Source organism: Bacillus cereus group sp. MYBK245-2, from assembly GCF_051916145.1.
Classification (GTDB): Bacteria; Bacillota; Bacilli; order Bacillales; family Bacillaceae_G; genus Bacillus_A; species Bacillus_A pacificus.
This window is the reverse complement of the sequence record NZ_JBQAGB010000004.1, coordinates 110,731-125,716: the sequence shown is the minus strand read 5'-3', so window position 1 is coordinate 125,716 and position 14,986 is coordinate 110,731. Positions and strand designations below refer to the sequence as shown.

The window sequence follows — 14,986 nt, the reverse complement described above, 5'->3', positions numbered from 1 at the left end:
TAGACCATACAAATGACGGTCTATTTTCGTAAATATCCATATTCGGTTCAAGAGCGATTTTTTATAAGGATCTTACTTATATAATCATCGGAACAAATTATTCTTCTTTAAGGATTAACTTATTTTTAACTTGTTCTTCTGTTAAATAGAACTCGGATATAACCTCGTCTGGAGCCATACCATTTTTATTCTTGATGTGTTCATTTAATCTTTGTATTGCTAACCATAGTGGCATTTTTACAAATTCATAGGTGAATCCTCCGAATCTTTCGGTAATGGGTTTTTGGGTGATAGGATGTATCGTATCTGTTTCAAATCCGTATACAAATCGATCTGCAATTTTATTATTTAGGGTGTTTCTAACAAATACGATTTCATCGGCTGGTAAGTAGCCTATATTTCGCTTGTTTTCGATTCTAAAAGATAAGTTACCCCCAGTGTCTAATTGAGATTCATCAAATTTATCAAGGAAACAAAAACAACCGACTATTTTATTATTTTTATTGTATTTTGCTTGTTCAGAAGAGATTGTAATACTTTGATTTAAATCAGTTATTGTCACGTTTAAAAAGTCCAAAGTTGTATTTTGGTGATAGGGTTTAATATCAAATCCATGGTTAGACATGCGAATAACTTTAATTTTTTTCTCTGTAGACAAAAGGTTCACCTGTTTCTTTTTGATAGTTTACGTGGGATAAAAAACAACTTCAATTGATGAAATTAGATTTGAACAAGACATTCATATAAAGGAACAATTGTGTATGAAGATCTCCTTTATTATTTACACAGGTATTGAATTTGTTTCGAAGAACATTTTTTTTACGCCTCTTGTAATAAAGGTTCTGTCAAATAGATGATTTACTTCTCGTATCATATCAGCAATATCTTCTTTTTTTGTAGAATCTAATGGAATCGGTCGAGTGAGAACAGGATTTAAACGGATTAAGTTTTCACCAATGAGGTATTTTGCCGTATGTTCAGCCCCTTTTGATTGTGCTTGAAACGTGAGCTCAACCAAATTTTTCTTCCATGACAATAGCCCACCAGCTTCCGCGATTTTATTTGGAGCATTATATAAACAATCGCCTGTTCCTAAAGATAATACTTTGATTTGATCTAACGAATATCCTAATTTCTTAGCTTCAGCAATACCGACTAATACGGGATTATTAGCCCAGAGTCCCCCATCTATTTTACATTCGCCTTCTCCAATATTGGCAGCAGGGAAATAGGATGGAGCAGCAGAAGTTGCTAGTCCAACCTCCCACATATAACGTTCGCCATCTCTGATATAATCTGAGTGGTGAGGAGTTTTAAATACTTTTGGTTCTGCTTTGTGATGTTCAATTGATGGGATGCAGAGCATTGTATTAGCATCTAAAATCTTCTTATCAGCAAACTTTTCTATTAATAGTTTTTTTAATGGGTGGTTTGAATATGAAGCATTTATCAAATATCCCTTTGCTTTTTTTGTACCGAAAATTTGATTTCCTTCCTGGATATAAAGATTTGCAATTTGTTCAGCGCTCATTCCAGATGCTAAACCGAGACAAATGATACCTCCAGTCGAAGTACCTGTTAATAAATCGAAGTGTTGATGAATAGGCTCTCCTATTATATGTTCAATTTTTTTGAGGTATTGAGAAGGAATAACGCCTTTCATTCCACCGCCATCAATTGATAAAATTTTAAAAGTATTCGGCTCTTTGGTTTGCCAAGAACCTTTTTTGTAATGATCCCAATTTAACATGTATTACGTCCTTTCTTAACAGGGGATGGGGCTATGAGGGGCTTCTTTTCCCCACCAAATACCCTCTTCTAACCAAATATTATAGAAAAAAAGCCACTCACAGGTCCAAGGGATAAGAGTATCTGCAATTAATAAATTAGGACGATAACTCTTATCGTTTGGGTGATATAGGCATAAAGATTGATCCGAATAACGATGAGGAGCACTTTTTAAGATTTGTGGCTCCATAATGAAAACTTTTGGTTTATACGGAGTATAGCTAATTTTAACCGTATATTTTACTGCGTGGGGAGATGATTCTAATTCTCCTAACCAAAAAATATCTTGATGGTTTTTTTTATAAAGTTTAAGTGAAGGGAACTTTTTTTGAATCGCTAAATTTTGTAATCCAAGATTGATTGTTTTTATACGCTTCATTTATTCACCATAAAAACGATGTTCACGAATTTTTGTACCTTGTTCTTGATTTAATAAACCAGTAGGTGCTACTTTTATTAAACCATTATTAATTCTATTTGCCATATCTTTTGCTTCCCCTAATTCAGAAGGGAAATAGGATTTTCCAAAAATGTCTTGCCACTTTTCTATACTGTCTTCTTTATTCTTTTCATCCATAGCGTCTTGACAGTTTTCTTTAAGCTTTTGCACTTTTTTCAAGAAACGCTCTGCTTTTGTTTGATCCCAATTTCTAGCCAAATTCTCATCTTCGAGAGAAGGATTTTTAACAAATACGTCACCATCATCTTCTTCTATAAGTTCGTTCAAATCATCGATTAAAACGTCTAGTGTTTCTACTAGAGTTTCAGCAATAGAATTTTTTTTCACAAAGGCGTTACCGATTAAAGTTGTCATTAAAATGGATTTAGGTGCTGTATCTTTTCCGACGTTATCATCGCGCCAATGTTTCATGATTTTTACTACTTTTTCAAAATAGCTATCGGTTTTGCTATTAATAGCATTGCACCAATTAGTAAATCCTTTAGGGTTTGTTTTGCACCATTCGTTTTCTTTTTTAGAAGGAATTTTTATGACGCCTTCACATGGCAATGCAGGAACGATATCTACATGGAAGTCTCCAGCATAATCAATTCGTACACATCGGTCTTTTGTTTTAACACTTTTTTCAAATTCTTTATGGCTTTTAATTCGTGAGGCAATCCATTTAAGGATATCTTGAGGTTCATTTTCTTCATCCAGTTCAAGGAGTAATATAGCATCAACGTCGAATTCATCATCGTTTTTTGGCTTAATCCCAGTATTTGTACTATAGGATCCTTGTGAATAAAAATCGAGAAATAGATCTTCTATCTCTTCGTCTTCTTTGAAGTTTTTTCCCCAATGAGATAAAGCACTTTCTACGCGATTAATACGGGTGGGATTTAAGGAAATGTTTGCAACAAATTTTTTAAAATAATCGTTTAACTTCATAAAATTCCTCCAAATAATAGTATGTAATAGAAATAGCAGAGTGACAGTGACAGTAGTATATTTATGTAAAAAATAAAGAAATTTTTGGTAGAATTGCTAACGGAGTTATTATACTATAAATTTAATATAAATATCAATACTTAGTACGAATATTTGTTCTTCGATACGATATGTGGTGTTTTCCGGGAGGTTTAACTATATGTTGTAGTATGTAAAGAGACCTGGTGAACCATTACCATATTAATCTCTAAAATAAATGGAATAGTCCGTCCAGAGTCAATCCTTACATATAGTGGTGATAGGGTGTTGCTTTATAAAAATAAAAACATCCTCACTTAAACTAGGCAATGAAATGTCCTTTACGTTGAAAATTGAAAAAGCGTTTTTAAATAAAAGGGGATCAGAAAGATTAACGTATGAAAAGTTAGAGAAAATAAAATGGTTGTTAAACTCCACTAGATTTGATGAGCTTTACGATATAGAGCTACAGTGGGAGCATATGCTGGAAATGATGAACTATAAGAAGGTGTTAATGAATCAGTTTCAGTCGAAAATTGAAATGCAATTATCCCAGTGGGGAAGTATACCACAGATGATGATTTTCCAAGGCTACAAAATTAGATAAACAGTGTATTTTCAAAGGGAGCGGAATCTTCTCCTTTTGAATTGTTATATTTTGTAGAATGATTCAATTGTAAAAATTGAATTTTATTTTCCTTTATGGTAATAATAGGTAAAAAGGAGCGTTAAGTAAGTGTTTTTGCAGGATTGTTTATTCTTCAAGTAACAAGGTTAACAATTAATAACATAGGTGAATTTTTTGGAGTACATATATCGAAGGATAAATTAAATAGGGAGGTAATGTTATGGGTTTTTTTAAAGATAAAGAAGAGATGTTTAATCATCGGGCTGATCGTTTTAGTCGAGAAGCTGATCAATACGTACGAGAAGGAAAAACAGAAAAAGCAGAATGGGCTAAAGAACAAGAATTTGAAAATCGTGAAAAAGCTGATAAATATAAGGGGCAAGATGGTTGGTAAGTGGAATGCTTATTTAATAAAAAACGAGAAACATGTATGTTACAATAAGTTATTTAACTAAAAAAAAGAAAATGAAACTCAGGGTTAATTCCTAGTTTCATTTTCTTTTTTTCTTCTTTTTCCAAATTCAAGAGCATCTTTATATAGTTTGGATGCACGTGAAAAACGATTGGGGTCATTTAATTCTTTTATAAGTTCTTTCGTTGTTTCACCATTCGCTTTCAAGCGTCTGCGTACCACTATCATCCCTCCAATTATCTAACGATTGTTAAATATATGAGTATGTCTGATAGTATTAGAACTTTTAAAAGATTCCTTTTTCAACCGTAAGTTTATTAGGGAACGGAAGTCTCATATGTGTTAGTCCATCATAGGTTTCTAAATTTGTTTTTACAAACCCTTGTTTTTCATACCAAGAAATTGCTTTTGGCTTTGATTTGACAAGAAGGTGACTGAACCTAAGCTAAACGCTTTTAGTAGTTTAGGAGTAAGATGGATGAGCTATATGCAACGTAAAAACTAACATTTGATATAATATAAAATGTAGTCAGGGTGAATTAACTACGTATTTAAATCGTTTATTAAAATATCGATAACATAATTGTCTAGGGGGAATTACAATGCAAGAAGATACTAAAAGTGTTTTTATTAGTTATAGCTGGGATAGTCCAGAGCATCAACAGTGGGTTATGGATTTAGTTGGTTTATTAAGAGACAACGGGGTAGATGCGAGTTTTGATATGTTAGAAACTCAATCTCAAACAGTAAATTTAAATGCAATGATGGTTTCAAATGTACGTGATAATGACTATACGGTCATTGTGTTAACTGAAAACTATAAAAAGAAAGCGGAAGCATTACAAGGTGGAGTTGGGTTTGAAACGCTATTAACAATGCCATTATTGATGAAAAATCCGAATAAATTAATATTAATTGTAAGACATGCTGGCAATTTTGAATCAGTGGTTCCATTCCATTTGGATGGATGGTATGCCATTAACTTTTCGGATGATGCTAATTTTGAGAGGGCATTTAAAGAATTACATTATCGTATCGAGGGAGTACCGTTATATGAGAAAAAACCTTTGGGGAAAAAACCAAAATTAACCCCTCTTAAGGGTATAGTTGAAAAGCCAAGCATTGATTTTTCAGATTTTGATATACCGAGTCTAAAACGCATTACTGATTTAGAAAAGGAAAAATTTATTAATGAAAGTTTTCAAGAAATGAATACGATCTTTAAAGAGCTGTTTTCACAAATGAAACAAAGTAACTTAAATTTTGATTTTACCGTGGAAAATGGAGAAGCGAAGTGTATTTATAAATTGTATGTAGATGGAAATGTGAAGAGTGGATTAAAGATTTGGTTATCAAATGATTTTGCTACTACAAGCATAAAAATGGCTTATGGACGTCTGTCTGTGTCTCCTTTGGATAACAGCTATAATGAAAGCATTGTATGCGAAGTAAATGAAAAGAATGAATTAGCTTTAAAAATGCAAATGAATATGTTTGGGGGAAAAGATACAAATGAACCACTAAGTATTGTAAAAACAGTTTGGAAAAACCATATAACTCCTTATATTAGTTAACGTAATAGTAATTTACAAGTTACATGGTGTAAATATTAAACTTTTAATTTATACAATTTCTTATTTTCATATAAAATTTTCAGAAAGGAATGTAGAAAATAGGGTAGTCCGTAAAATATTATCGCATATAGTGGTGATGAGGTGATGCTCCATGACAACAAAACCATCTCCACTTAAACTAGGCAATGAAATGTACGGTACGTTGAAAATTGAAAAAGCGTTTCTTGAAGCATTAGAAATGTATTTTATAAAACAGCAAGACCAAAAAAACTCCTAGTTAATTAGGAGTTTTTTATTTCGTTGAAAAAGATAAAGTAGTAGATATGATCATTCAGTTTTATAAATCCATACGTAATTTTCACCTATATAAGTATCCCAGTATTTCCATTGCCAAGGTGGAGGGGGTGTATCTTGATAATATAATTGATAAAAGACATTTAACCATTTTAGAGAATAATGATTAATTTTTAGCGAGTGATACAAAGCGCTTGGAATAGGAAAAGCCAATTGATATCCACCGCTACCTTTTCTTGAATAATGGTATATATGGAAAGGTTCATTCAAGGGTAAGCTTTTTAAATCAGCTGTGTAAAAAAGAATGCCGTAGTTTTTAGCCCCTTCAAAAAATTTAAGAAGGGATTCAACATCTGAATATTGTGTGTTTCGTATGCCGGTGTTTAATGTGAGAAGTTTCATTAAAGAGCCTCCTAAAGTAATAAGGATTTTTCCTATCTATCATACTTTCCAGATTTAATAAAAATATTCATTTATATAAAAAAATTTTATTAAAATGAATTTTTTGTTTGTGTTATACAGACATGAGACAAAATTATCTCTTCATACATTAAAGAAATAACTTACATAGAAAGAAGGAAGAGAGCATGAGAGGGAGGTTACAACAGCTTCAAAAAATATATTATTTTTTAATAAAAATATATAAAAACTAGTAATGTACAGATTAGTTGCATATCCTAATAACATTTGGCATAATATAGAAAAAAGGGTGTACGGTTAGGAAAGGAGGAAAACAAGATGAAAACGACGATTCCTGCTTGTTTGGTTGATTTATCAGCACAAGATCAATTCATTATTGATACAGAAAGTTATAAATATTCATTTATGATTCGTTATGCATATAAAAGATTACAAGAAGGAATGGCAGTCGGTTCTCTTGAAAAAATTCTTTCTGCAAAAACAAATACTAATATTCGTGTAGCAAAAGATGCCGTAGCGGAAGCCGTTCAATTAATCAAATCTAGAAAAGCATTAATGATAGAGTATTTCGAATTATGGAAATCCCGTTTTGAGAAAACAAGCACAAAACTAGAAAAACTACTTTGTATTCCAGATATAAATCCAAATTCAAAACGGATATTAGGATTACAAAACAAATTAGAAAAACAAATTTTGAAAATGGATCATTATGAACAACATGTGAAACATGATACGTATGATGAAGTCATATTTGGCGGGCGTGAAAACTTTGAAAAACGTACTAAAGGTTTAATTACAAAAGAACAATGGCAAGAGTTACGAAATGGACGTTTTTCTTCACGTGGTGATAAAAGCAAAAAAGGGAATCCTAATCTTCGTGTCATCGAAGAGAATGGTTCTTTTTTCTTAGAGATGACAACAAGTAATCCATTCCAAAAAGGAAAGAAAACGTTATATCAAAAAGTACGCTTTTCTTTATATATTGCATCAAAAAAATCGAAAAAAACAGGTCAATATAACGGACGAAATTACCCTGCATTGATGCGTCAAGCGTTAGCTTCTGGTGATGCATATGCGGTTGAAATTTTAAAGCGAAACGGAAAATATCGGGTTCATATTTCGATTACAGAACAACCTGCGCCACTTGTTACTTTTCCTGTGAATGGATATCGTGGTTTAGATACAAATCCAGACGGGTTGGCTATTTGTCATGTTAAGAAGGACGGAAATCCCAAATCATTTGAATGGTTAGGAGAAGGTGGATTACAAGACTATCCATCTGACAAACGAGAAAATTTAATTTATGAACTTTGCCATAAGTTAGTGAGAAAATGTGTGGAAGACGGTACAGGTCTTATTGTCGAAGATTTGAAATTCATTCAAGATAAAAGTATTAGTGCGAAGTTTAGACGTATGAGTCATTCTTTCTGTTATCGAAAAATCTTATCTACGTTAGAACGTTTGTGTGAACGATACGGTGTGGAGTTTATCAAAGTAAAACCTGCGTTCACATCGATTTCCGGAAGACTAAAATATCAACAAAAATATCGAATATCTGTTCATGAATCAGCAGCACTTACCATTGGTCGTCGTGGCATGGGAATGAAAGAAAGAATTCCAAAAAAATTACAAGATATATTAACGAAACAGCAAACAAAATCATGGAAAAAACAAAACGAATGGGCACGTTGGAGTACAGTTCGAAAACGGATTACAAATATACTCAAAAAACGAAAAGCGAAATTCCATCAATGGTTTCATCATAAACAACACGTGTATCAAACGATAAAAAAATAAAAAACCTCTTGTGCTGGAACGTAGTGAAGAAGGTGCAAGATATCTTTTACAGGGTCGGGTAACACCCGAGGTCGAGGAATCCTTCTTAGTAAGTAGAAGAAGCAACATCCCTTGTCGGTGGAGCGAGAGCTGTCCCCTAGTGCGGAATCCTGTGAGCGCACGTCGTGAAAACGATGAAAACTTCTAACTAAACTATTTTAATAGTTTTTATTAGATTTTTTTAACCAGGCTTATGACTGTTCGACTAAAACAAATTGTACCGATATACACAGAAAGTATTTCTGAAACGGTTAAGAAAAGGATGGTACGTTGCATATGGAATGGTGAAAATCTGTCAAAATACCTAGTTTTGGAGAAAGATCCAAATCATAAAAGATATTATTTACTATCAGGATATGTAGCCTACGAGGCGTATAAAGAAGCAGGAATAAGTGTTGTCGATTGTATCGTCAAGCCTTTTTCGAATAGAACAGAACAGATGGTGCAGCTGTTACAAAATATGTTTCATAATTCTAGAAGTGATTGGATGGGGAAATCGGCTTTAATTTCTACATTGTTAGATCAAGGAACAAGCATAAAGGAAATTGCAAAAAGAGTAGGCGTAAAAAATCAAGATTTGGAACGGTATTTACTTCATCCGGAAATTCCATTGGAAATAGCGAATAAGGCTTATGAATTAAAGTGTGTACCCTTAGTTGATAAAGTAAGACGGTTAGGTATTTCAGATATATTAAAATATCGTTTATATGAGAGAGCGGTATTAAACAAGAGCAATCCTGCTCGCTTAAAGCATGATCAGTTACATAAGGTGAAGTGGTTGTTGGATTTAACGATATTTTATGAATTGTATGACATTGAATCGCAGTGGCAATATATATTGAAAATGATGGATTATAAAACGGTTTTAATAAGTATGTTGCAGTCCGAAATTGAAAAAGAGCTGTCTCATTGGGGGAGAGGTCCAGATGACGATGATTTTCCAAGCTTAACAAATTAAAAAAGAGAAACTCTATAGGAAGAGATTCTCCTTTTTTCTTTGTTCTACGGTAATTGGTAAATACTACCAAATTGGAGTCGAGGTGCTCTCCAGTAGGTGTCGTTTTTTAGTTAATTGGAATTTCTAATTCATGATATTTTCCGTTTTTTCCTTTAGAAAAGTAAATAAATGATACCTTGCTGTAATTAATTGTGAACGATTTGTATGCTCTATTAGGATCATCTCCTAAGAAATATTTGGTTCCTATATAACCACGAACTGTTTTCCCAGGGGGGATTACAGAATCGAATTTGTATTTATCGGGAAGTTCCATGGAGTATGGGATTAAATTATAGAAGTCACCTAATTTTGCGTAAAATAGGGTGTTTTCTATAGCACTGTTGCTTAATATATCAATTGTTTGGTCTGTTGTATTCGTAATGTCTAAAGGTAAAATAAGAGTAACAGTCTCTCTACCATTATAAGGATCAAAATATTTGATTGGCTTCAATGGCTGAAGTACATGATATTTAATTCCTTGCAAATCTTGAAAAGTACGATTGGATGGAAAATTATCTTTTTGGATTGTATACATGTTATTATTTGCGTTTACAGTCCTGTATTGCAGTATACTAAAAACAAGGAATAGTAGTGTGAAGGTTATTCCTAAAATAAAGTATATTTTTTTCATTCTTCATCAACCAACCTTCCTTCGCTAACACAAATAATACGATCGATGATAGGATTACTTAATATTGTTTCATCGTGACTAGCTAAAATAATGGTTGTTCCTTTTTCTTTTTCATTTTTCAAGAGTTCTAAAACAAGTTGTATTCCTTTACTGTCTAGGGCGTTAGTAGGTTCATCTAATAATAGTAATTTGGGTTTTTCCATTAAGGCTTGTGCAATTCCCAAACGTTGTTTCATGCCTAACGAGTATCTTTTATATTTCCTCTTATCTAATTTGTTTAGACCTACTGTATCAATTGTGCTTAAAATTGCTTCATCTGTGACCTTTTTATTAATAGATGCTAGAAATTTTAAATTTTGAAATCCAGAGTACCCGGGGATAAAACTTGGATATTCAATCAATATTCCCATATCCTCTGGGAATTGAATATCTTTACCAATTTTTTTGTTATCTACGTAAACTTCACCTGAATTTAAATGAAGTAATCCAGCTATTGCCCGTAAAATCATCGTTTTTCCTGATCCGTTATGTCCTTTTAAAACTAACACTTCGCCTTTTTTTACTGAAAAGCTTATATTATTTAAAACAAAATTGCCTTTTAATTTCTTCACCATATTTTCGCATCGGATAAATTCTGGCATATTTTAATCTCCTATCACATCTAATTTTTTAAAACTCAAAAAGCTTACTATTAGTATCAAAATAAATGTAATGAATGAAACTAAGAAAAACTCATTATATTGAATGGAGTGAGAATGACTGGCTGTTAGTTGGATTGGACTATGATCCACAAAATACCAACGTCCTGGCATTACAAAAGATCCTAACAGATAATGGCTATGAATAAATACAGAGCCTACTAAGTAGGTTACTAAGCAGCTCAAAGCAATAATACTAGGCATATAGAGTGTAAACAGTTCATAAATTAAACATAGTATATAGCTAATAATTATTTGAATTGCCATGGTGTACAATATATTACTAAGAAATAGATTATTTGACATAGAGGAGGAACCTAATACATTTATAAGTGAAAAATACAATGTGAACCAAATAACATACATAACAATCCAAAGTACGAACGTATAAACGAATAATGAGATCATTTTACTTGACCATAACAAAGATTTTTTTCTAACACGAGGAAGCAAATATACACCGTTTTTTTGTATATCTGAATGAGTAAAATGTCCTAGTGCCAATAAAGGAATCAACTGAAAGAAGAGCCAGTAAAAAGGGAATGTTAGACGACCTTCTTTATAAAAGTGAGCTAGATTAATAAAATCTACACCTGAAAATATTTTATAAAAATTAATACTTAGAGAAACATGTCGCTCATTCATGGCGGTAAGTTGATTCCATGTACAATAAAAAACAATAGCAGTGTATAAAAGGATTAGAAAAGTAGACATTTTCATGGTATCTCTAAAGCGTAAATACAAGTCTCTTTTTAATAAATAGTATAATATCATTTATTAATGCACCTCTTTCTCTTCTTCCGAAGAGATATAATTCTTTTTCTCAATAATGAATATGCTAAGGGCATATATGAAAAAGAATATACCTACACGTAAGGCTATTATGCCTATGCCGTTGGCTGGATTTTGGAAAAAGGTATGTATAAATAAGTAGCCGTTTAATAGTAACGCATCTACTGTTATTGTACATATTAAAATAATTATTACCAGAATGTTTGGTAATAGAAGTTGTAAAAAAGCAGCCACTACCCCTATGAAAATAATAGAAAACATCTGAAATGGTACAAACCTAAAAAAGTTAATTTTTTCTGTACCTGAGGAAATTACATAGGCAGTTAAACTACTCTGAAAAATAATAACCCCGCCAATTATCATTGTAAATATGATTACTTTTAGATAATATATGCTTACCAGTTTTAACGTATTATTCATTCGGTGGATAACGTAAATATTAAAAAATCCCGACATGGTATATACAGCAAAAATAATTATTAATGGAATGAAAATCATTGATAAATGATGAACAGATAGTAATTTGAAAAGTACCTCTAGACTGCTCATTTGATTGTGTACAGTATCTTTTGTTAAGAGGTATATTGTAAGTATACTCAATGCCAAAATAACTAATAATGATTTGTATTTTGTTTGTATAGTTTCTTTTATCGAATTATAAAAGAACATGCTTTTTACTCCCCCAAACATAAACACATAAGGATAAAATCCAAATAATAATTAAGACAATTAAGAAGTTTTGAAGTTCAAAAAAGCCAAGATCTTTAATTAAGTATTCTTTTGGATTAATAAATGATTGTCCAATTGTTAACCAAAAGATATGTAAAATAAAAGGAACTACATAAACAAAATATACTCTTTTGATGAAAAAGGAGACAGCTAGTGCTAAACTTGAACAAATTGCGCCATACATCCCGTTTAAAAATACATACATAAGAAAATATATGTTGGGGTGCCCATAATAAACGGTATGAAATTGAGCGGTTGGAGAGATAGTAGCCGACGTATAATTTATTATTGGATTTGGAGCAACCGCTGGGTATGTCATTAAATATAAATAAAAATTAAAGAGCAGTGGAATAGCTATAATTAAAAACGAAATAATAAAATTAATTGAATACAATGATAAAAAGTAACGTTGAGTTCCCATCTTGATTAAAACTGAATATAAAAAACCATTATTTCGATCCATTCGGTACATTCCTGAAAAAGTAACTGCAGCTGCTATAGGTAATACAATGAGATACAGTTCACTGTAAAATGGAAATCTATTAAAATATAGAATATTAGACAAATATGGGGATATAACTATTGAGTGCGTACTATTAAATCCCTTAGTTGTTATAAAGGTAAATATATATTGTATAAAACTAATAATTAACATCATGAATAATGTGATCCATAATATTTTACCTTTGAAAAGTCGTGTTAAAAAATAACTCATTGTTGGACATCCTCCAAAATATTACCAGATTTAATTTTTTGTAATGTGAATAATTGATCTGCCACACCATAACATTTGTTATTTGTATTTAGCCATATATAGCGAAAAGAAATATAGGCTTGTTTGCCCTCAAATTTAGGCATTTGAATTTCATACTGATAAACATCTTTAGTGCCATTTTTTTTCATATACTTAATTTCTTGTTTCCATTGTATAACTTTCCCATCTTCCTGTTCGATTCGTCCTAATAAATAATTGGGCTTGTTTTTATTACTAAAACCTGATAAAAAAATATAATTTTGTTCTGGTAATACACCCGGTTGAATTTTTTTATTTGATATGTTTTGTTTTATACGAATGTCGTTTACATCTATTTGCTTATCGTAAAATGTTTTTCCATCTTTACTTTCAAAAAATACCTGATTGAAAATGGCATTGTTATTTTTATTTTTTAATTCAATTCTCCTTAAATTTTCTTTTTGACTCGTTGCATCATCAATAATGATAATGGGTTCTTTAATTTCTTTTTGACAGGCAGTTAACAAGAATAAGGTTGTTGCGGAAATACATAATAAAATTAAATATCTTACTAATTTGATTTTGATTACCTCCAATCAATTTTATGGATAAAATAACCTAGTGATATTACACAAGAAAACGTGTCATTCTTTTTGGAAAGGGAAAAGAAGTCCATCTTTTATTATAATAGTTTTTTATATCCGATTTCCCTTAAATTTTTATGGTATTAATAATTGTAATAATTTTTTCAACTGTTTTCTGATAAAGGATTACACTGGTGAAAGTTGTTTTATAGTGAAATAATTAATTAATCCTTTTGTCAGTAATAGTTATTTTAGTCTATCAATTTACAATGTTTATCGTAATCCTCTGACAAAAAAAGTTGTATGATTCTTATTAAGAATCATACAACTTTTACATGTAGCAAAAAAATTTTAAAGAGCGCGGTATTATTTGAAAATATTACTATGATTTAATTTTTACTTAATATTCAGTATAAGATCCTTTTGGTCTAACGCTATCAGGGCTCCAATCAACATTATATGAGTTATTCTCTCTTGAATACCCACCAAAACGGACAGGAACTTGTTTACCATAAGTCTCAACTGCATTATTTATGAAGAGATATGTACGCCCTGGTTGTACAGCACCTTCATGTTTACCATCCCCAGAAGCGTTTTTCCAATCTCTTCCCCCACTCCACACATTGGCATCTGCTTCCGCCCAAACATTGAAAGAACCTGCGGAATTGCTAGAATTCACACGCATATACATTGAGGAAGTATTATCTTTTCTACGAGCGTTTGTATAATCCCAAGCACTATTCCATTGGAAAGTAAAATTGACAGTTTCATCACTTGTATCAGCTAGCGAAAATTTACTTACTCCAAAAATACTGAAAAATGTACCTAAAGCTAATATTAATATAAGAGCGAAACGACTATTTTTTCTAATTATCATTTAACATTCTCCTCTTTTATTATTAGAATATTTTAAATAATTCCGCCTCTAAATATTAACATCTTCTTCCTATAAATGTTAATATGTGAAATTCAAATAAAATATTTCTCAATAAAAATCAGAAAAATCAATTTTTAATTCGCTTATTTTATACTTTCATAATTTGAAAACAATATTTGAAGGATGGATGTTTTAATTAGGATGGTTGAATTGTATACGAAATGGAGGAAGTGGTAACTTATCCTCTAAGTTTAGAACAAAAATTAGGTAAAAAGATATCAGCATACTGGATGTATAAAAAAGAAGGAAGCGCTATATTGATTGTATTGTAAGTCAATTTTTTTTAGAAAGAAGCAACCAGTTTTATTATTGAAAAGTATCTTTCAAATGGTTGGAGTGAATTGGTGGATAAATCTATTGTGATTTTTAAACGTTAGACAAGGAAGGGAAATTTAATCATCGGGCAAGGTTGTTTCAAGTGAGAAGCTGATCAATATTTACAAGAAGGAAAAAATAGATAAATACAAAGAAGAAGATGGTTGGTGATCAGCTAGAGGATATCAGTTGGTAAGTAGAATTATTATT

General features: G+C 31.4%; 19 protein-coding genes. 6 read left to right on the top strand and 13 right to left on the bottom strand.

The genetic code is table 11. The features are described from left to right. Nucleotides 1-97 precede the first annotated feature (97 nt). The 4 genes from ACTFRN_RS09490 to ACTFRN_RS09475 all read right to left on the bottom strand — a co-directional run bounded on the left by ACTFRN_RS09490 (nt 98) and on the right by ACTFRN_RS09475 (nt 3,178). Nucleotides 98-658 (bottom strand): hypothetical protein, encoded by a 561-nt coding sequence (locus ACTFRN_RS09490; RefSeq protein WP_076868878.1) that lies wholly within the window; start codon nt 656-658, stop codon nt 98-100. Nucleotides 659-781: 123 nt separating this feature from the next. Beyond that, on the bottom strand, nt 782-1,750 hold the full coding sequence (locus ACTFRN_RS09485) for a CBASS cGAMP-activated phospholipase (RefSeq protein WP_088106393.1): 969 nt from the start codon (nt 1,748-1,750) through the stop codon (nt 782-784). Between the two features lie 15 nt (nt 1,751-1,765). Next, entirely contained in the window at nt 1,766-2,167 is a 402-nt protein-coding gene (locus ACTFRN_RS09480) for a hypothetical protein (protein WP_088106394.1), read from the bottom strand. Continuing rightward, nucleotides 2,168-3,178 (bottom strand): SMODS domain-containing nucleotidyltransferase, encoded by a 1,011-nt coding sequence (locus tag ACTFRN_RS09475; RefSeq protein WP_176359595.1) that lies wholly within the window; start codon nt 3,176-3,178, stop codon nt 2,168-2,170. Between the two features lie 352 nt (nt 3,179-3,530). On the opposite strand from ACTFRN_RS09475, the gene ACTFRN_RS09470 reads away from it, so the two are divergent. Further along, nucleotides 3,531-3,803, top strand: coding sequence for a hypothetical protein (locus ACTFRN_RS09470; protein WP_076868875.1), 273 nt, complete (start codon nt 3,531-3,533; stop codon nt 3,801-3,803). Between the two features lie 241 nt (nt 3,804-4,044). After that, a complete protein-coding gene (locus ACTFRN_RS09465) occupies nt 4,045-4,218 on the top strand; it encodes a hypothetical protein (protein ID WP_154644223.1) in 174 nt (57 codons plus the stop codon). A gap of 84 nt (nt 4,219-4,302) precedes the next feature. Here ACTFRN_RS09465 and ACTFRN_RS09460 read toward each other — a convergent pair whose 3' ends face one another. Continuing rightward, entirely contained in the window at nt 4,303-4,458 is a 156-nt protein-coding gene (locus ACTFRN_RS09460; protein WP_175879550.1) for a hypothetical protein, read from the bottom strand. Between the two features lie 380 nt (nt 4,459-4,838). On the opposite strand from ACTFRN_RS09460, the gene ACTFRN_RS09455 reads away from it, so the two are divergent. Next, entirely contained in the window at nt 4,839-5,810 is a 972-nt protein-coding gene (locus ACTFRN_RS09455; protein WP_076868874.1) for a toll/interleukin-1 receptor domain-containing protein, read from the top strand. Nucleotides 5,811-5,961: 151 nt separating this feature from the next. Beyond that, complete coding sequence (locus ACTFRN_RS09450) at nt 5,962-6,087, top strand: hypothetical protein (protein ID WP_258959470.1); 126 nt, start codon at nt 5,962-5,964, stop codon at nt 6,085-6,087. 50 nt (nt 6,088-6,137) lie between these two features. Here the strand turns inward: ACTFRN_RS09450 and ACTFRN_RS09445 are convergent, their stop codons facing one another. Further along, nucleotides 6,138-6,506: a hypothetical protein gene (locus ACTFRN_RS09445; RefSeq protein ID WP_076868873.1), complete on the bottom strand. Its 369-nt coding sequence runs from the start codon at nt 6,504-6,506 to the stop codon at nt 6,138-6,140. Nucleotides 6,507-6,842: 336 nt separating this feature from the next. Between ACTFRN_RS09445 and ACTFRN_RS09440 the strand changes: the two genes are divergently transcribed. Beyond that, nucleotides 6,843-8,321, top strand: a complete 1,479-nt coding sequence (locus tag ACTFRN_RS09440; RefSeq protein ID WP_076868872.1) for an IS200/IS605 family accessory protein TnpB-related protein — start codon at nt 6,843-6,845, stop codon at nt 8,319-8,321. 301 nt (nt 8,322-8,622) lie between these two features. Continuing rightward, nucleotides 8,623-9,318: a helix-turn-helix domain-containing protein gene (locus ACTFRN_RS09435; protein WP_258959471.1), complete on the top strand. Its 696-nt coding sequence runs from the start codon at nt 8,623-8,625 to the stop codon at nt 9,316-9,318. Nucleotides 9,319-9,424: 106 nt separating this feature from the next. Here ACTFRN_RS09435 and ACTFRN_RS09430 read toward each other — a convergent pair whose 3' ends face one another. The 7 genes from ACTFRN_RS09430 to ACTFRN_RS09400 form a co-directional block, all read right to left on the bottom strand. Then, complete coding sequence (locus ACTFRN_RS09430; protein ID WP_076868870.1) at nt 9,425-9,988, bottom strand: hypothetical protein; 564 nt, start codon at nt 9,986-9,988, stop codon at nt 9,425-9,427. After that, nucleotides 9,985-10,629 (bottom strand): ABC transporter ATP-binding protein, encoded by a 645-nt coding sequence (locus ACTFRN_RS09425; protein ID WP_076868869.1) that lies wholly within the window; start codon nt 10,627-10,629, stop codon nt 9,985-9,987. The genes ACTFRN_RS09430 and ACTFRN_RS09425 overlap by 4 nt, the downstream gene beginning before the upstream one ends. Before the next feature lie 3 nt (nt 10,630-10,632). Beyond that, nucleotides 10,633-11,460, bottom strand: a complete 828-nt coding sequence (locus tag ACTFRN_RS09420) for a hypothetical protein (protein WP_076868868.1) — start codon at nt 11,458-11,460, stop codon at nt 10,633-10,635. A 3-nt stretch (nt 11,461-11,463) separates the two neighbouring features. Next, nucleotides 11,464-12,147 (bottom strand): hypothetical protein, encoded by a 684-nt coding sequence (locus tag ACTFRN_RS09415; RefSeq protein WP_076868867.1) that lies wholly within the window; start codon nt 12,145-12,147, stop codon nt 11,464-11,466. Then, nucleotides 12,134-12,922, bottom strand: a complete 789-nt coding sequence (locus tag ACTFRN_RS09410) for a hypothetical protein (protein WP_076868866.1) — start codon at nt 12,920-12,922, stop codon at nt 12,134-12,136. The genes ACTFRN_RS09415 and ACTFRN_RS09410 overlap by 14 nt, the downstream gene beginning before the upstream one ends. Then, nucleotides 12,919-13,521 carry a hypothetical protein gene (locus ACTFRN_RS09405; RefSeq protein WP_076868880.1) on the bottom strand — a complete coding sequence of 201 codons (603 nt, stop codon included), beginning with the start codon at nt 13,519-13,521 and terminating at the stop codon, nt 12,919-12,921. Before ACTFRN_RS09405 ends, ACTFRN_RS09410 begins: the two co-directional genes overlap by 4 nt. A gap of 403 nt (nt 13,522-13,924) precedes the next feature. Continuing rightward, on the bottom strand, nt 13,925-14,401 hold the full coding sequence (locus ACTFRN_RS09400) for a hypothetical protein (protein ID WP_076868781.1): 477 nt from the start codon (nt 14,399-14,401) through the stop codon (nt 13,925-13,927). Between the last annotated feature and the right edge of the window lie 585 nt (nt 14,402-14,986).